16 protein-coding genes are annotated in these 16400 nt (G+C 72.9%); 4 read left to right on the forward strand and 12 right to left on the reverse strand.

Features of this window, described 5'->3' with window-relative positions; genetic code table 11:
• Position 1 precedes the first annotated feature (1 nt).
• Both gatA and gatC read right to left on the reverse strand, forming a co-directional pair.
• Positions 2-1522, reverse strand: coding sequence for an Asp-tRNA(Asn)/Glu-tRNA(Gln) amidotransferase subunit GatA (gene gatA / locus ACVW2K_RS19955; RefSeq protein WP_457203703.1), 1521 nt, complete (start codon positions 1520-1522; stop codon positions 2-4).
• Complete coding sequence (gene gatC, locus ACVW2K_RS19960) at positions 1519-1863, reverse strand: Asp-tRNA(Asn)/Glu-tRNA(Gln) amidotransferase subunit GatC (RefSeq protein ID WP_457203704.1); 345 nt, start codon at positions 1861-1863, stop codon at positions 1519-1521. Before gatC ends, gatA begins: the two co-directional genes overlap by 4 nt.
• Before the next feature lie 85 nt (positions 1864-1948).
• Between gatC and ACVW2K_RS19965 the strand changes: the two genes are divergently transcribed.
• The gene (locus ACVW2K_RS19965) at positions 1949-2470 is read left to right on the forward strand and encodes a SigE family RNA polymerase sigma factor (protein ID WP_028636249.1); all 522 of its coding nucleotides are present in this window, start codon (positions 1949-1951) and stop codon (positions 2468-2470) included.
• Positions 2463-3584 (forward strand): hypothetical protein, encoded by a 1122-nt coding sequence (locus ACVW2K_RS19970; protein ID WP_457203705.1) that lies wholly within the window; start codon positions 2463-2465, stop codon positions 3582-3584. The genes ACVW2K_RS19965 and ACVW2K_RS19970 overlap by 8 nt, the downstream gene beginning before the upstream one ends.
• Positions 3585-3599: 15 nt before the next feature.
• Here the strand turns inward: ACVW2K_RS19970 and ligA are convergent, their stop codons facing one another.
• Positions 3600-5666 (reverse strand): NAD-dependent DNA ligase LigA, encoded by a 2067-nt coding sequence (gene ligA / locus ACVW2K_RS19975; protein ID WP_457203706.1) that lies wholly within the window; start codon positions 5664-5666, stop codon positions 3600-3602.
• A gap of 203 nt (positions 5667-5869) precedes the next feature.
• Between ligA and ACVW2K_RS19980 the strand changes: the two genes are divergently transcribed.
• Both ACVW2K_RS19980 and ACVW2K_RS19985 read left to right on the forward strand, forming a co-directional pair.
• Entirely contained in the window at positions 5870-6463 is a 594-nt protein-coding gene (locus ACVW2K_RS19980; RefSeq protein WP_028636252.1) for a TetR/AcrR family transcriptional regulator, read from the forward strand.
• Positions 6464-6485: 22 nt separating this feature from the next.
• Positions 6486-8057 carry an MFS transporter gene (locus ACVW2K_RS19985; RefSeq protein ID WP_457203707.1) on the forward strand — a complete coding sequence of 524 codons (1572 nt, stop codon included), beginning with the start codon at positions 6486-6488 and terminating at the stop codon, positions 8055-8057.
• Positions 8058-8119: 62 nt separating this feature from the next.
• Here the strand turns inward: ACVW2K_RS19985 and ACVW2K_RS19990 are convergent, their stop codons facing one another.
• The 9 genes from ACVW2K_RS19990 to rplU all read right to left on the reverse strand — a co-directional run bounded on the left by ACVW2K_RS19990 (position 8120) and on the right by rplU (position 16368).
• A complete protein-coding gene (locus tag ACVW2K_RS19990) occupies positions 8120-8656 on the reverse strand; it encodes a type 1 glutamine amidotransferase domain-containing protein (RefSeq protein WP_028636254.1) in 537 nt (178 codons plus the stop codon).
• A 53-nt stretch (positions 8657-8709) separates the two neighbouring features.
• On the reverse strand, positions 8710-9711 hold the full coding sequence (locus ACVW2K_RS19995) for a methionine synthase (protein ID WP_457203708.1): 1002 nt from the start codon (positions 9709-9711) through the stop codon (positions 8710-8712).
• Positions 9708-10787, reverse strand: a complete 1080-nt coding sequence (mnmA, locus tag ACVW2K_RS20000) for a tRNA 2-thiouridine(34) synthase MnmA (protein ID WP_457203709.1) — start codon at positions 10785-10787, stop codon at positions 9708-9710. The genes ACVW2K_RS19995 and mnmA overlap by 4 nt, the downstream gene beginning before the upstream one ends.
• Positions 10784-11971: a cysteine desulfurase family protein gene (locus tag ACVW2K_RS20005; RefSeq protein WP_457203710.1), complete on the reverse strand. Its 1188-nt coding sequence runs from the start codon at positions 11969-11971 to the stop codon at positions 10784-10786. Before ACVW2K_RS20005 ends, mnmA begins: the two co-directional genes overlap by 4 nt.
• 35 nt (positions 11972-12006) lie before the next feature.
• On the reverse strand, positions 12007-12972 hold the full coding sequence (locus ACVW2K_RS20010; RefSeq protein ID WP_457203711.1) for an endonuclease/exonuclease/phosphatase family protein: 966 nt from the start codon (positions 12970-12972) through the stop codon (positions 12007-12009).
• 39 nt (positions 12973-13011) lie between these two features.
• The gene (proB, locus tag ACVW2K_RS20015) at positions 13012-14127 is read right to left on the reverse strand and encodes a glutamate 5-kinase (protein ID WP_028636259.1); all 1116 of its coding nucleotides are present in this window, start codon (positions 14125-14127) and stop codon (positions 13012-13014) included.
• Positions 14124-15671, reverse strand: a complete 1548-nt coding sequence (gene obgE, locus ACVW2K_RS20020) for a GTPase ObgE (protein WP_457203712.1) — start codon at positions 15669-15671, stop codon at positions 14124-14126. Before obgE ends, proB begins: the two co-directional genes overlap by 4 nt.
• Positions 15672-15764: 93 nt before the next feature.
• The gene (gene rpmA, locus ACVW2K_RS20025; protein WP_028636261.1) at positions 15765-16019 is read right to left on the reverse strand and encodes a 50S ribosomal protein L27; all 255 of its coding nucleotides are present in this window, start codon (positions 16017-16019) and stop codon (positions 15765-15767) included.
• 40 nt (positions 16020-16059) lie between these two features.
• A complete protein-coding gene (rplU, locus tag ACVW2K_RS20030; RefSeq protein ID WP_028636262.1) occupies positions 16060-16368 on the reverse strand; it encodes a 50S ribosomal protein L21 in 309 nt (102 codons plus the stop codon).
• Between the last annotated feature and the right edge of the window lie 32 nt (positions 16369-16400).

The following is a 16400-nucleotide window of genomic DNA, read 5'->3' on the forward strand; positions in this document are numbered from 1 at the left end:
GTCATGCCCCTTCCAGAGCGGGAGCCTTGTCGAGCAGCGGACCGCCCCACTGGTCGGCCAGCGCCGCCTCGAGGGCCGCGCCGACCCGGTAGCAGCGGTCGTCGGCGAGCGCCGGGGCCAGGATCTGGAACCCGGCCGGCAGGCCGTCCTCGTCGGCGAGCCCGCTGGGCACCGAGATGCCCGGCACGCCGGCGAGGTTCGCCGGGATCGTCGCGAGGTCGTTGAGGTACATCGCGAGCGGGTCGTCGAGCTTCTCGCCGAGCTTGAACGCCGTGGTGGGCGCGGTCGGCGAGACCAGCACGTCGGCCTTCTCGAAGGCTGCGTCGAAGTCGCGCGCGATGAGGGTGCGTACCTTCTGGGCCTGGCCGTAGTAGGCGTCGTAGTAGCCGCTGGAGAGCGCGTAGGTGCCGAGGATGATGCGCCGCTTGACCTCGTCGCCGAAGCCGGCGTCGCGGGTCGCGCGCATGACCTCCTCGGCGCTCGCGTCCGGCCTTCCCTCGGGCCACACGCGCAGGCCGTAGCGCATCGCGTCGAACTTCGCGAGGTTGCTGGACGCCTCCGCCGGCAGGATCAGGTAGTAGGCCGCCAGGGCGTGCACGAACGTCGGGCAGGACACCTCGACCACCTCGGCCCCGGCCTTGATCAGCAGGTCGACCGACTCCTGGAAGCGGGTGATCACGCCCGGCTGCCAGCCGTCGCCGGCGAGCTCCTGGATGACGCCGACCCGCACGCCTGCGAGGTCACCGCCGGCGCCGAGACGGGCGGCCTCGACCAGGGCGGGGAGCGGCTGGTCGATGCTCGTGGAGTCCTTCGGGTCGTGGCCGCCGATGATCTCGTGCAGCAGCGCCGAGTCGAGGACGGTGCGGGTGACCGGGCCGGCCTGGTCGAGCGAGTTGGCCAGCGCCACGAGGCCGTAGCGGGACACCCCGCCGTACGTGGGCTTGACCCCGACCGTGCCGGTGACCGCGCCGGGCTGGCGGATCGAGCCGCCGGTGTCGGTCCCGATCGCGAGCGGTGCCTCGAAGGCCGCGACCGCGGCCGCCGAGCCACCGCCCGAGCCGCCGGGGATCCGGTCCAGGTCCCACGGGTTGTGGGTCGGGCCGTACGCCGAGTGCTCGGTCGAGCTGCCCATCGCGAACTCGTCCATGTTGGTCTTGCCCAGGATCGGCAGCCCGGCCTCGCGGAGCTTGCGCACCACGGTCGCGTCGTACGGCGGGATCCAGCCCTCGAGGATCCTGGAGCCGCAGGTGGTGGGCAGCCCCTCGGTGGCGAGCACGTCCTTGACCGCGATCGGCACGCCGTCCAGCGAGGACAGCAGCGTGCCGGCGGCGCGCCGGGCGTCGGAGGCCTCGGCCTGGGCGATCGCGCCGGGGGCGTCGACGTGGAGGAAGGCGTGCACGGCGCCGTCGACCGACGAGATCCGGTCCAGGTGGGCCCGGGTGATCTCGACCGAGGTCGTCTCCCCGGCGGCGAGCGCGTCGGCCAGCTCCGCGGCGGTCCTGCGGGTCCAGTCGGCGCTCACGCCTCCTCCCCGAGGATCCGCGGCACGGAGAAGCGCTGCTGCTCGACCTCCGGGGCGCCGGCGAGCGCCTGCTCCGGGGTGAGGCCGGGCGTCACGACGTCCTCGCGGAACACGTTCGTCAGCGGCAGCGCGTGCGAGGTCGGCGGGATGTCGTCGCCCGCCACGCCGCTGATGGAGGCGACCGACTCGAGGATCACGCTCAGCTGCGGCGCCAGGTGGTCGAGCTCCTCGTCGGAGAGGTCGATCCGGGCGAGGTTCGCCAGGTGCGCGACCTCGTCCCGGGTGATCTCGACACGCGCGCTCGTTCCTCGCGCGCCACTCCATCCAGGGATTTCAGGCATGGGGTCAATCCTAGGAGAGAGTGGACCGACCCAACCGATCGGGCCGCCGCGGCGTCTTGTGCTGTGACCCGCTCGAGGAGGATCGATGGCGAGAACCAGCGTGACCGACGACGAGTTCACCGAGTTCGTCCATGCCGCGTGGCCGAGTCTCTACCGCACGGCGTACCTCATGCTCGGCGAGCACCAGCTCGCCGAGGACCTGGTGCAGACGGCGCTGGCGAAGACCTACGCGTCCTGGCACAAGGTGCGCGAGCCGGCCGCTGCGCCGGCGTACGCCCGCGTGGTGCTGGCCAACACCGCGGCGTCGTGGTTCCGGCGGCGCTCGTGGCGCAACGAGCCGCCCACCGAGGTGCTGCCGGAGCGGGTCGGCGAGCACGACCCGAGCACCCGTCCCGCGGTCCTGGACGCCCTGCGGGCCCTGGCCCCGCGGCAGCGCGCCGTCGTGGTGCTGCGCTACTACGACGACCTCGGCGTCCGCGACGTCGCCCAGGCCCTCGGCATCAGCGAGGGCACCGTGAAGAGCCAGACGTCCGAGGCACTCGCCCGCCTCCGCACCCTGCTGGGCGATGCCGTCGTACCGATGACCGAAGGAGCCCGTCATGACTGAGCGCCTCAGCACGCTCCTCCACACCGAGGCCGAGCGCCTCGAGGTGCCCGCCCCGCCGGCCGCCGAGGTCATCAGCCGCGGCCACGGCCTGCGTCGCCGCCGGCGGCTGGCGACCGGGGTCGCCTGCGTCGCCGCCGTGGCCGTCGTGACCGTCGGCACCGGGTACGCCGTCTCCCGGATCGGCGAGGACGGCGGAGGCCGGGCCGTCCAGCCGGCCGGCCCCAGCACCGGCCACGGGGCGGTCTTCACGATCGGCACCACCGTCTACTGGGACGGCGGGACCGAGCACACCCGGATCGACGACAAGGCGATCAAGTCGACCTACTACACCTCCGCCGGGCTGCTGGTCCGGCACGGCAACAACAACGCCAGTGACGGCGGCGGGCCGCAGCGGTTCTCGCTGGTCACCGAGGACGGCACCGTGCACCCGGTCTCGGTCGTGACCGAGGAGGTGGTGCCGGGTGTCGACCCGACGCAGCCGTACCTCGCCTACGCGGAGGTCGTCGACGGCCAGGTGCAGGTCGTCGTCCACGACGTCGCGACCGACGAGGAGGTCGCCCGCTGGCCGGTGGCGGACGCGGAGAGCTGGGGCGGTTGGACCGCGCCTCCGGTCGCCCTGAACGGGGACACCGTCTACGTCGGCACGGACGACGTGATGCGGACCGTCGACTGGCGCACCGGCGAGGTCGGCACGACCGACAACCTGCCGCCCGGCTACCCCGACGTGAAGGGCGGCCGCGCCGTCGCGCGGTCCGGCGGCCAGGCCACCGTCATCGACGCCGCGAGCGGCAAGGTCCTCCTCAGCGTCGACGCCGGCCGGTTCGGCTACCTGTTCCTCTCCCCCGACGGCCGCTTCGCGACCATGGACTCGGCGGACGGGAAGTCCGTCGACGTGTACGACGTCGACGCCGGCACCCACATCACGCTGGACGGCCACTCGTACGGCTACGGCTGGTCACCGGACGGCGACCTGTTCCGCGTGCAGGGCGATCACGTGATCACCTGCTCGACGAGCACCGCGGAGTGCACCACCGGCACCACGACGATCCCGCAGGAGGGCGGCGGCGTCGCACCCAAGGACCTGCGCTACGGGAACCAGACCTTCGAGAGCTGAGGGCAACCGTCCCCGTCAACCCAGGGCGTCGGGGCCGCCGTCGAGGAGCGCCTGGAAGCCGGCTTCGTCGAGGACGGGCACGCCGAGCTGCTCGGCCTTGTCGGCCTTGGAGCCGGCGTTCTCGCCCACCACGACGTAGTCGGTCTTCTTCGAGACCGACCCGGCGGCCTTGCCGCCCCGCGACAGGATCGCCTCCTTGGCCGAGTCGCGGCTGAAGCCGACCAGCGAGCCGGTCACCACGACGGTCAGCCCCTCGAGGGTGCGCGGCGTCGAGGCGTCCCGCTCGTCCTCCATCGATACCCCGGCCCGGGACCACTTCTCGACGATCTGTGCGTGCCAGTCGACACCGAACCACTCGATCACCGCCTCGGCGATCGTCGGGCCGACCCCCTCGGCGGCGGCCAGCTCCTCTTCGGTCGCCGCGCGGATCCGCTCCATCGAGCCGAACTCGGCCGCCAGCGCCCGCGCGGCGGTCGGCCCGACGTGCCGGATCGAGAGTGCGACCAGGACGCGCCAGAGCGGCACCTGCTTCGCCTTCGCGAGGTTGTCCAGCAGCCGCTGGCCGTTCGCGCTGAGCTGCGGTCCCTCCTCGCCCTTCTTCGGCGCGCGGGTGAACAGCGGCGCCTGCAGCAGCATCGCCGCGTCGAGGCCGAAGACGTCGCCCTCGTTCTCGATGACCTCGGCGTCCAGCAGCGCGGCGGCGGCCTCGTAGCCGAGCCCCTCGATGTCGAAGGCGCCGCGACCGGCGACGTGGAAGACCCGCTCGCGCACCTGGGCGGGGCAGAACCGGTGGTTGGGGCAACGCCGGTCCTTGTCACCCTCCTTCTGCTCCGCGAGGGTCGTGCCGCACGCGGGACACTCCGTCGGACCGACCCACGGGGCGAGCCCCTCGGGCCGCAGCGCGAGCACCGGCCCCAGGATCTCCGGGATCACGTCACCGGCCTTGCGCAGGATGACCGTGTCGCCCGGGCGGACGTCCTTGCGCTCGACCTCGTAGTAGTTGTGCAACGTGGCGTTCTCGACCGTCGACCCGGCCACCTTGGTCGGCTCCATCACGCCGTACGGCGTGACGCGGCCGGTGCGGCCGACGTTCACCCGGATCTCGAGGAGCTTGGCGTTGACCTCCTCGGGCGGGTACTTGAACGCGATCGCCCAGCGCGGCGCCCGGCTGGTGGACCCGAGCCGGCGCTGGAGCGCGACGTCGTCGACCTTCACCACGACCCCGTCGATCTCGTAGGGCACGATCGTGTGCCGGTGCTCGCCCGCGTTCTCGATGTAGCCCTCGACGCCCTCGAGCGTGGGCAGCACTCGGACCTGCTCGGAGACCGGGAGCCCCCAGGCGGCGAGCGCCTCGTAGGCGTGCGACTGGGCCTCCGGCTCGAAGCCCTCGCGGGCACCGATGCCGTGGCAGACCATGCCGAGCGCCCGGGAGGCGGTGACGCGCGGGTCCTTCTGCCGCAGCGACCCGGCGGCGGAGTTGCGCGGGTTCGCGAACGGCGCCTTGCCGGCCTCGAGCAGCGAGTCGTTGAGACGCTCGAACGCCTCGACGGGCAGGAACACCTCGCCGCGCACCTCGATCAGGGCGGGGACGGGGAACTCGTCGGTGCCGGTGAGCCGGTGCGGGATCGCCTCGATGGTCTTGACGTTCGGCGTGACGTCCTCGCCCGTGGTCCCGTCACCGCGGGTGAGGGCCCGGACCAGCCGGCCCCCCTCGTAGAGCAGGTTGATCGCCAGGCCGTCCACCTTGAGCTCGCACAGCAGCGCCGGCGACTCGATGCCGTCCCGGCCGAGCCGGGCGTACCACGCCTCCAGCTCCTCGAAGGAGAAGGCGTTGTCGAGACTCTCCATCCGCCGCAGGTGGTCGACCGCCGTGAACTCGGTCGACACCGCGCCGCCCACCTTCTGCGTCGGCGAGTCCGGGGTGCGGAGCTCGGGCAGCTCCTCCTCGAGCGCCTCGAGCCGCCGCATCAGGCGGTCGAACTCGGCGTCGTCGAGGGTGGGGCTGTCCAGCACGTAGTAGCGCCAGCGGGCGTCCTCGACCTGCTCGGCGATCAGGCGGTGCTCCTCGCGGGGGTCGGTCACGGGGACATTGTGCCGGTGCCCGCCGACGGCCCCCGGCACCCGTCGCGCCACGCTCCGGTCCAGACCACCTCCCCGCGGGGCGGGAAGAAATCGCGAGAAAGTCGGTTGGGCCGGAATGGGGGCCGGGGCTACGGTGTTCTCGATGAAACGAAACCGTTTCGTTTCATCCGTGTGAACAGCCGACGACAGCCGAGGAAACCCGAATGACCCCCACCGAGCGACCCCGCATCGAGGGCGACCGCGAGCTGGAGATCCTCGCCGCCACCCTGGAGGTCCTGGGCGACGTCGGCTACGACCGGCTGACCATGGACGCCGTCGCCGCCCGCGCGAAGGCCTCCAAGGCCACGCTGTACCGCCGCTGGACCAACAAGGTCAGCCTGGTGATCGACGCCCTGCACCACAGCAAGGGACCGGCCGAGGTCCCGGACACCGGCTCGCTGCGCGGTGACCTGATGGGCGTCTTCTGCGGGATGGGCGGGCTCGTCGATCCCCAGACCGTGGCGACCTTCGCCAGCGTCATCACGGCGATCGCCCGCGACGCGGACTTCGCCGCCGCCTTCCGCGCCGAGGTGGTCGGCCCCAAGATCGCGATCTCCCAGCAGATCTGGCAGCGCGCCCGCGACCGGGGCGAGCTCCGCGACGACCTCGACCTGACCCTGCTCGAGCCGGCGCTCGCCGGCATCGTGCTGCATCGCGTCTTCATCATGGGCGAGCAGCCGACACCCGACCTGATCACCCGCGTGATCGACCAGATCATCCTGCCGGCCGCCACCCGCGAGTCGGCTCCGACCCACTGACCCTCGAGAGAAGGACACCCCGATGACCGACGTGGCCAGTGCCGAGAGCACGAGCTCCGGCAGCAAGCAGCACCTCGGGTGGGCACTCGTGCTCATCTCGGTGGCGCAGCTGATGGTGGTGCTGGACGGCACCATCGTGAACATCGCGCTCCCGTTCATCCAGCACGACCTCGACATCGAGACCGCCAACCTGCGCTGGGTGGTCACCGGCTACGCGCTCGCGTTCGGCAGCCTGCTGCTGCTCGGCGGCCGCCTCGGTGACCTCTACGGCCGGCGCCGGGTCTTCATGACCGGCCTGGTGATCTTCGGCGTGGCCTCGCTCCTCGGTGGCCTCGCGACCAACGAGGGCCTGCTGCTCACGGCCCGGGCGTTCCAGGGCTTCGGCGCGGCGCTGGCCTCGCCGGCCGCGCTCGCGCTGATCGCGACGACGTTCCCCGCCGGTCCCGCGCGCAGCCGCGCGTTCGCCGTGTACGCCGCCATGTCCGGCGTCGGTGCGGCCGTCGGCCTGCTGCTCGGCGGCTGGCTGACCGGCCTCGACAGCGTCTTCGGGCTCGACGTCGAGGGCTGGCGGCTCACGCTGCTGATCAACACCCCGATCGGCATCGTCACCGCCCTGCTCGCCCCGCGCTTCCTCAACGAGTCCGAGTCGCACCCCGGCGAGCTCGACCTGCCCGGCGCGGTCACCGGAACCCTCGGCGTCCTGGGCCTCGTCTACGGCATCAGCCGGGCCGGGACGGACGGCTGGGGCGACACGTGGACCCTGGCCAGCATCGGCGCGGGCCTGCTGCTGCTCGCGACGTTCCTCCTCATCGAGCGTCGCGTCGAGCACCCGCTCCTCCCGGTCCGGGTCTTCGCGAACCGCACCCGGGCCGCGAGCTTCGTGGCGATGTTCTTCGCCCCGGCGGCGATGTTCGCGATGTTCTTCTACCTGAGCCAGTACATCCAGACCGTGATGGGCTACTCCCCGATCCAGGCCGGCGTCGCCTTCCTGCCGTTCTGCTTCGGCCTGGTGGCGGCCGCAGGCATCTCGTCGAACCTCATCAACCGGATCGACCCCCGCTTCCTGGCGGGCGTCGGCACGCTGATGGCGGCGGTCGCGCTGTACGGCTTCTCCCTGATCCCGCACGACACCTCGGCGCTGCCGATCCACGACATCCAGGCGAGCTACTGGGCCGACATCCTGCCGTACATCGTGCTGATGTCGTTCGGCATGGGCATGACGTTCGTGCCCCTGACGCTCACCGCCGTCCACCACCTGCGTGACCAGGACACCGGCATCGGCTCCGGCGTCCTGAACACGATGCAGCAGGTCGGTGGCGCGCTCGGTCTGTCGCTGCTCGCCACGGTGGCCACCCAGACCATCGACGACCTGGTCGGCGGGCTCGGCGCCGCGGCGGCGAAGGCCGGCGCGCAGGTCGCGCCGGCGCAGCAGGTGATCGCGCAGCACCAGATCTTCACCGCAGGCGCGACCGATGCGTTCCTGCTCGGATCCGGCCTGATGCTGATCGCCTCGCTGGTCACCTGGGCGTTCCTGAACGTCAAGCACCAGGAGCTCGCGACCGACGGCCCGGAGGCGCCCGTCCACGTGGGCTGAGCCTCTCCCCCGACGCACCGCCCCGCCCGACCGTCTCGGGCGGGGCGGTGCCGCGTCCGGGGTCAGGAGAGTGCGTCCTCCAGTGCCTTGACGAACGCCGGGATGTCGTCGGGGCTGCGGCTGGTGATCAGGTTCCCGTCGACGACGACCTCCTCGTCGGTCCACGTGGCGCCGGCGTTCCGGATGTCGTCGGCGAGGGTGTGGAAGCTGGTGAGGCTGCGCCCGCGGGCGAGCCCGGCGGAGACCAGCAGCCACGGACCGTGGCAGATCACGGCCAGCGGCCGCTTGTCCTCCATCACCCTCCGCACGATGTCCTGGGCCTTCGGGTCGACGCGGAGCCGGTCGGCGTTCACGGTCCCGCCCGGCACGACGAGGGCCTGGATCGCGCTCGGGTCGAGGTCGTCGAACGAGCCGTCGACGTCGACCTTCTGCGTCGGCTCGGTGTCGCCCTGCACCGCCTGGATCGGGTCGCCGGTGTCGGAGTAGATCTTCACGGTCGCGCCGGCCTCGCGGAGCTGGTCCCGAGGCTGGACCAGCTCGGGCTCCTCGAAGAAGTCGGTCGCGATGATGGCCACGGTCTTGCCGCTCAGGTCGCTCATGCGGCACCGGTACCCGTCTCGGGGACGGGGATTCCACCGAGGCGGGGACGGGGTCAGGCCGTCAGGTTCCCGGCTGCCGACCGGACCAGGGCGAGCGCCCGGCGCACCCACGCCGGCGACGCGCCGGCCAGCCCGCAGGCGGGCGTCAGGACGAGCTGTTCGCCCACCTCACCGGGGTCGAGACCGAGCATGTCCAGCCAGCGCAGCACCGACTCGGTGAGCCCCGCGTCGGTCGGTTCGTCGGCGGGGTCGGTCCCCGGGACCACGCCGAGCGCGACGGTCTCGCCCGCCTCGAGGGCCTCGCCGAGCACGTCGTGGTCGGCGGCCGACAGCACGGTCAGGTCGACCGAGAGGGCCCGAGCGCCGGCGCCGCGCAGCAGGTCCAGCGGCGTCCCGGGCGCGCAGGTGTGCACCCACGGCTCGGCCCCCTCGCCGGCGACCGCGTCGAGCACCCACGCCAGCGCCTGCGACGCCTCGGGCGCGTCGACCTTGCGGTGCCGGCCGAACCCGGAGGCGGTCGGCACCCGGGCGTCGAGCACCGCGGCCAGCGCAGGCTCGTCCACCTGCACCACGAGCCGGTCCACGCCCGGCAGCCGCCGGCGTACGTCGGACACGTGCCCGCGCACGCCCTCGGCGAGCGCCTGGGCCAGGTCGCGGCGGGCGCCGTGGTCGGCGAGGATCTTGTCGCCGCGCGGCCTCTCGACCGTCGCCGCGAGCGTCCACGGCCCCGGGACCTGGATCTTGAACGGGCCCGTCCAGCCCTCCGCACGCTCCTCCACGGCATCCAGGTCCTGCGCGAGCAGGCTGCGGGCGCGACGGTGGTCGACGCCGGCGCCGCCGCCGGTGAGCCGCCACCCGGCCGGCTGGAGGTCGGCGCCGAGCTCGGCGACGACCGCCAGCCCGCGGCCGGTGAGGCCGGCGACCGCACCGCGGTCGGGCAGCTCGGGCAGGTGCGGCAGGCCGCGCTGGTCCTGGGCGAGCTCGCCGAGGACGATCGCGATCGCCTCATGGAAGTCCTCTCCCGGGTAGGAGCCGACGCCGGTCGCGGCCGTCATGCGGTCGCGGCGATCGTCGCGGAGCCGACGACGCGGGTGCCGTCGTACAGGACGGCGGCCTGGCCGGGAGCGATGCCGTACGCCGGCTCGAGGAGCTCGATGTCCACGGTGGCACCCACGGTCGTCCGGGCCGGCAGCTCGACGCCGTGGGCGCGCAGCTGGACGGTGCCGGACAGCTGCCGCGGGACGGTCCCGCACCAGCGCGGGCGGATGCCGGTCAGCCGGTGCACCGCGAGCCGCTCACGCGGTCCGACGGTGACCGTGCCGGACACCGGCTCGATGTCGAGCACGAACCGCGGCCTGCCGTCCGGCGCCGGCCGGCCGAGCCGGAGCCCGCGCCGCTGGCCGATCGTGAACGCGTAGGTGCCCTCGTGGGAGCCGACCACGGCGCCGGCCTCGTCCACGATGTCGCCGCCCTGGTTGGGCGCCCGGTCGCCGAGCTTCTCGCGGAGCCAGCCCGCGTTGTCGCCGTCCGCGACGAAGCAGATGTCGTGGCTGTCCGGCTTGTCGGCGACCAGCAGGCCGCGCTCGGCTGCCTCGGCCCGGACGTCGGCCTTCGTGGAGCCGCCGAGCGGGAACAGCGAGTGCGCGAGCTGGTTCTGGTCGAGGACGCCGAGCACGTAGGACTGGTCCTTGCCGTGGTCGACCGCGCGGTGCATCTCGATCAGCCCGTCGGGGCCGGTCCGCAGCCGGGCGTAGTGGCCGGTGGCCACCGCGTCGAACCCCAGGGCCAGCGCCCGGTCGAGGACGGCCGCGAACTTGATCTTCTCGTTGCAGCGCAGGCAGGGGTTCGGGGTGCGTCCGGCGGCGTACTCGTCCATGAAGTCCTCGACGACGTCCTCGTGGAACCGGTCGCTGAGGTCCCACACGTAGAACGGGATGCCGATCACATCGGCCGCGCGCCGGGCGTCGTTCGCGTCCTCGATCGTGCAGCAGCCACGGGCGCCGGTGCGGTAGGACTGCGGGTTGCGCGAGAGCGCGAGGTGGATGCCGGTGACGTCGTGGCCGGCCTCGGCGGCACGTGCCGCGGCGACGGCGGAGTCGACGCCGCCGGACATGGCAGCGACGACCCTCATCGCCTGGCTGCCCGGGCTCGTTCGACGACGGGGACGATGGCCTCGACGACCGCGTCCACGTCGGCGGCGGTCGTGGTGTGACCGAGGGTGAACCGCAGCGAGTGCCGCGCCTGGTCCTCGTCGCAGCCCATCGCGAGCAGCACGTGCGACGGCTGCGGTACGCCGGCCGAGCAGGCCGACCCCGTCGAGCACTCGATCCCGCGCGCGTCGAGCAGCATCAGCAGCGAGTCGCCCTCGCAGCCTGGGAACCCGAGGTGGGCGTTGCCGGGCAGCCGCTCGGTCGGGTGCCCGTGGACATGCGCGTCCGGGACCGCCTCGATCACCCGGCGGACCAGGTCGTCGCGGAGCGCGCCGATCCGGGCCGCGTGCTCGCCCTGCTGCTTGACCGCGAGCTCGACCGCGGCCGCGAACCCGGCGATCGCCGGGGTGTCCAGGGTGCCGCTGCGGATGTCGCGCTCCTGGCCGCCGCCGTGCACGAGCGGGCTCACCTCGACCTCGCGGCCGACGACGAGCGCGCCCACGCCGTACGGCCCGCCCAGCTTGTGCCCGGTGAGGGTCAGGGCGTCGACGCCGGAGGCCGCGAAGTCGACGGGCACGTGGCCGACGGCCTGCACCGCGTCGGTGTGGACGGGGATGCCGTGCTCGGCGGCGATCGCGACGACCTCGTCGATCGGCTGGATGGTGCCGACCTCGTTGTTCGCCCACATCACCGAGACCATCGCGACCGACGCCGGATCGCGCTCGACCGAGGCCCGCAGCGCATCGACGTCGAGCCGGCCGCGCTGGTCGACCGGCAGCAGCTCGACCCCGGCGCCCTCGGCGTCGGCGAGCCAGTGCAGCGTGTCGAGGACCGCGTGGTGCTCGACGGCGGTGCTGAGGACGCGGGTGCGCCGGGGGTCGCCGGCGCGCCGTGCCCAGTAGATGCCCTTGACCGCGAGGTTGTCGGCCTCGGTCCCGCCGGAGGTGAAGACGACCTCGCCGGGCCGGCAGTTCAGCGCCTGGGCGATGGTCTCCCGGGACTCCTCGACGATCCGCCGGGCGTGCCGGCCGGAGGCGTGCAGCGCGCTGGCGTTGCCGACCTCGAGCAGGTGGGCGGTCATCGCCTCGACAGCCGCGGGGACCATCGGTGTGGTCGCGGCGTGGTCGAGGTAGACGGTCCTGCGGGGATCGGGCTCTGTGTTCATCGCACCGACCAGCGTACGGCCCGCGCCGCGGGCGTTCACCTCCGTGCCACCTCCGCGACGACGGCGCGGTGGTCGCTGCCCGGGATCGGGTCCGTGTTCATGCGGATCGCCGCCATCCGGGGACCGACCAGCACGTGGTCGATCTGCGCCATCGGGTGGCCGAGCCAGGGCACCAGGGTGAACCGGTCGTTCGCCGGCCAGGTGGGCTGCCAGCCCTCGTTGGCGAGCTCGCCCACGTCGCGGTAGCCGGCGTCGGCCAGCGCCCGCATCGGGCCGTGGTCGGCGGTCGCGTTGAGGTCCCCGACGACGAGGTCGGGGCGCTGCCCGCGCACGGCGTCGAGCAGGGCCGCGTGGTCGTCGGCCCAGACGTCGGGAAGTGTCGGCGCCTGGGGATGGGTGGCGATCACCGTGAGGTCCCCCAGCGAGAAGATCCAGCCCTCGTGCCAGGTGTCGAGACGCTCGGCCGGCCCGGGCTCGGTGCGCGAGAAGACCATCGTCCCGTCGCTCTCGGTCCCGGGCTCGCCCACGCGGTACGGCAGCAGGTCGGCGATGCCGGAGCGGTCCAGGTCGGCCAGGTCGGCGGCGGTGATCTCCTCGACGACCAGCAGGTCGACGTCCTCCTCGCCGGCCATCCGGACCAGCTCGATGGGGTCGCCGTCGTCCTGCGCGATGTTCGCGTTCATCACGACGAGCGGCTCGGCGCCGGCGGCCGGGGGTGGGTTCGGACCGGTCACCTGCGGTGCGAACCACCAGCAGTGCAGGACCAGCCCGGCGAGCGCCACCGCCGCCGCGGCCCAGGTCGCCCGGGTCCGCACGAACAGCAGGCGTACGCCGAGCACCAGCGCCGCCCCGCCGTACAGGATGATCGCGAGCGGGGTGAAGCCCTCGAGCAGGAGCCAGAACGACGCGTGCGGCTCGACGAGCCGGTCGACGGTCAGGACGAGCGCCGGCCCGAGCAGCAGGGCGACGACGACCCCGAGGACGAGACGACGCACCGGCACGGAGGCGAACCTACCGGTGTCGCTGCTCGAGCGGTCGAGTCAGAGCAGCACCAGGTCGTCGCGGTGGACGACCTCACGCTCGTACTCCGCGCCGAGCTCGCGCTTCAGGTCGTGCGAGGTGCGGCCGAGCAGCGCCGGGATCTCCTCGGCGTCGAAGTTCACCAGCCCCCGGGCGACCGGTGTGCCGTCAGGCCCGGCGAGGTCGACCGGCTCGCCGGCGTGGAACGTGCCCTCGACGCCGGTGATCCCGGCCGCGAGCAGCGAGGCGCGCCGCTCCACCACGGCCCTGACCGCGCCGGCGTCGAGCACCAGCGTGCCCTTCGGCTCGGTCGCGTGCGCCAGCCACAGCAGCCGCGTGGGCCGGCGGCGGCCGGTGGTGTGGAAGAGCGTCCCGACCGGCTCCCCCGCCAGCGCCGCGCCCGCGCGGTCGGCCGCAGTGAGCACGACGGGGATGCCGGCGCCGGTCGCGATCCGGGCGGCGTCGACCTTGGTCTGCATGCCGCCCGAGCCGAGGCCGGCCGCACCCGTCTTCCCGATGCGTACGTCGGTCAGGTCGTCGACCGACACGACGTCGGGCAGCAGCGAGCTGCCCGGCCTCGACGGGTTGGCGTCGTACAGGCCGTCGACGTCGGAGAGCAGCACCAGCAGGTCGGCGTGCACCAGGTGCGCGACCAGGGCGGCGAGCCGGTCGTTGTCGCCGAACCGGATCTCGCTGGTCGCGACGGTGTCGTTCTCGTTGACGATCGGGAGCACGCCCAGGTCGAGCAGCTTCGCGAACGTCTGGTAGGCGTTGCGGTAGTGGGAGCGCCGGGTGACGTCGTCCACGGTGAGCAGCACCTGGCCGACGATCACGCCGTGCCGGGCGAGCTCCTCGGTGTAGCGGTGCACGAGCAGTCCCTGTCCGACCGAGGCGGCGGCCTGCTGGGCCGGGAGTGCCTTGGGCCGCGTGGTGAGTCCGAGCGGCGCCAGTCCGGCGGCGATCGCGCCCGAGGACACCAGCACCACCTCCTTGCCGGAGGCGCGCAGCCTCGCCAGCACGTCGACGAGGTCGCGGACCCGGGCGGGGTCGATGCCGCCGGCAGCGGTCGTCAGGGACGAGGACCCGACCTTGACGACGACCCGCTTCGCCCCGGTCACCTCGCTGCGCGTGCTCATCCGTCCGCGTCGTCCCCCGGGTCCTGCTCGGCCCAGTCGGGGTCGTCGGCGCTGCCGATCTCGTACGACGTGGGTCCCGCGGTCACCGGCCGGTCGAGCCGGCGGGCGACGTCGGCCCGGGTCTCACCCTCGGCGCGGTCGTCCATGGCCTCGTCGATGGCGCGGCGGCGACGGGCTGCGGGACGCGAGTCGTCGAAGCGCTGGTCCTCGCCACGGCGGCTGAGGATCTCCGCTCCGGCGTCGATGCCGGGCTTGAAGTCGAAGACCACGGCGTTGTCGGGATGGCCGATGAGGACGGCGTCGCCCTCCTCCGCGCCCATCTGCACCAGGCGGGTCTCGACGCCGAGCCGGTTGAGCCGGTCCGCGAGGAAGCCGACCGCCTCGTCGTTGCTGAAGTCGGTCTGCCGGATCCAGCGCTCGGGCTTCTCGCCCCGCACCTGCCAGCCGTCCGCGGTCCGGGTCACGGTGAACTCGTCCTTGCCGTCCGCCGAGGGCGGGCGTAGCACGATCCGGGTCGCCTCGACGGCGGGCTTCGCCGCCCGCGCGGACCGGACGATCCCGGCCATCGCGAAGGTGAGCTCGCGCATCCCCTCGCCGGAGGCCGCGGAGACCTCGAAGACGTCCAGCCCACGGGCCCGCAGCTCGTCGACCACGAACGACGCGATGTCGCGCCCGTCGGGGACGTCGATCTTGTTCAGCGCCACGAGTCGCGGCCGGTCCTCCAGGCCGCCATACCGCGCCAGCTCGTTCTCGATCACGTCGAGGTCGTCGACCGGGTTCCGACCGGGCTCGATGCTCGCGGTGTCGATGACGTGGACCAGCGCCGCGCAGCGCTCGATGTGGCGCAGGAAGTCGTGGCCGAGGCCGCGACCGTCGCTCGCGCCCTCGATCAGCCCGGGCACGTCGGCGACGGTGAACGTCGTGTCGCCCGCGGTGACGACCCCGAGGTTCGGGACCAGCGTGGTGAACGGGTAGTCGGCGATCTTGGGCCGGGCGCGCGAGATCGCGGCGATCAGGCTGGACTTGCCGGCGCTGGGGAAGCCGACCAGGCCGATGTCGGCGACCACCTTGAGCTCGAGGACGATCTCGAGCTCGTCGCCGGGCTCACCGAGCAGCGCGAAGCCGGGCGCCTTGCGCTTGGAGCTGGCCAGCGCCGCGTTGCCGAGGCCACCCCGGCCGCCCTGGGCGACCACGAGCTCAGTGCCGGGTCCGACCATGTCGGCCAGGACGTTGCCCTGCGGGTCGGTGACCACGGTGCCGTCGGGGACGGGCAGCACGAGGTCCGCGCCGTGCCCGCCGTTCTTGTGGTCACCGGCGCCGTGGCCCCCGGACTCCGCGCTGCGCTTGGGGCTGTGGTGGTAGGCCAGCAGCGTGGTGACGTCGGGGTCGACCCGGAGGATCACCGAGCCGCCGGGGCCGCCGTTGCCGCCGTCGGGTCCACCGAGCGGCTTGAACTTCTCACGGTGCACTGACGCCACGCCGTGCCCGCCGCGGCCGGCGCTGACGTGCAGCGACACCCGGTCGACGAAGGTGGGAACGGCCATGATGCCTACTCTCTCGGTTTCTCGAAATGCAGGAACGGGCGTCCCGGATGCGGGACGCCCGTTCTGCGATGAAGCGTGGGTGCGAGCGTCAGGTCACTCGCCCGGGACGATGTTCACGACGCGGCGACCGCGCCGCGTGCCGAACTCGACGGCACCCGCGACGAGCGCGAACAGGGTGTCGTCACCGCCGCGGCCGACGCCGCTGCCCGGGTGGAAGTGGGTGCCGCGCTGGCGGACGATGATCTCGCCGGCGTTGACGACCTGGCCGCCGTACCGCTTGACGCCGAGCCGCTGGGAGTTGGAGTCGCGGCCGTTCTTGGTGGACGCCGCGCCCTTCTTGTGTGCCATCTGTTCAGTCCTTCGGAGTCGTCAGAATCGTCGTGGGCGATCAGGCGTTGATCGCGGTGACCTTGACCTGGGTGTACTTCTGGCGGTGCCCCTGGCGCTTCTTGTAACCGGTCTTGTTCTTGTACTTCTGGATGATGATCTTGGGGCCCTTGGTGGCGCCGAGGACCTCGGCGGTGACGGAGGCCTTGCCGAGCTTCGTGGCGTCGGAGGTGACCGTCTCGCCGTCCACGACGAGGACCACCGGCAGGGTCACCGAGTCGCCCACCTCGGTCGCGATCTTGTCGATCTCGATGACGTCGCCGACGGCAACCTTCTGCTGGGTGGCGCCTGCGCGCACGATCGCGTACACCGCGGTCTCCTTCGTCGATTCCGAGCCTGATC

The organism is Nocardioides sp. HB32, from assembly GCF_054058995.1.

Bases quoted from the DNA above. Each gene is read 5' to 3' on its own strand.
- ACVW2K_RS19990 (WP_028636254.1), bottom strand. From the start codon at position 8,656: ATGAGCGACCTGAGCGGCAAGACCGTGGCCATCATCGCGACCGACTTC.
- rpmA (WP_028636261.1), bottom strand. From the start codon at position 16,019: ATGGCACACAAGAAGGGCGCGGCGTCCACCAAGAACGGCCGCGACTCC.
- ACVW2K_RS19995 (WP_457203708.1), bottom strand. From the start codon at position 9,711: ATGACGGCCGCGACCGGCGTCGGCTCCTACCCGGGAGAGGACTTCCAT.
- ACVW2K_RS19985 (WP_457203707.1), top strand. From the start codon at position 6,486: ATGACCGACGTGGCCAGTGCCGAGAGCACGAGCTCCGGCAGCAAGCAG.
- mnmA (WP_457203709.1), bottom strand. From the start codon at position 10,787: ATGAGGGTCGTCGCTGCCATGTCCGGCGGCGTCGACTCCGCCGTCGCC.
- gatC (WP_457203704.1), bottom strand. From the start codon at position 1,863: ATGCCTGAAATCCCTGGATGGAGTGGCGCGCGAGGAACGAGCGCGCGT.
- ACVW2K_RS19970 (WP_457203705.1), top strand. From the start codon at position 2,463: ATGACTGAGCGCCTCAGCACGCTCCTCCACACCGAGGCCGAGCGCCTC.
- obgE (WP_457203712.1), bottom strand. From the start codon at position 15,671: ATGGCCGTTCCCACCTTCGTCGACCGGGTGTCGCTGCACGTCAGCGCC.
- ACVW2K_RS20005 (WP_457203710.1), bottom strand. From the start codon at position 11,971: ATGAACACAGAGCCCGATCCCCGCAGGACCGTCTACCTCGACCACGCC.
- ACVW2K_RS19965 (WP_028636249.1), top strand. From the start codon at position 1,949: ATGGCGAGAACCAGCGTGACCGACGACGAGTTCACCGAGTTCGTCCAT.
- ACVW2K_RS19980 (WP_028636252.1), top strand. From the start codon at position 5,870: ATGACCCCCACCGAGCGACCCCGCATCGAGGGCGACCGCGAGCTGGAG.
- proB (WP_028636259.1), bottom strand. From the start codon at position 14,127: ATGAGCACGCGCAGCGAGGTGACCGGGGCGAAGCGGGTCGTCGTCAAG.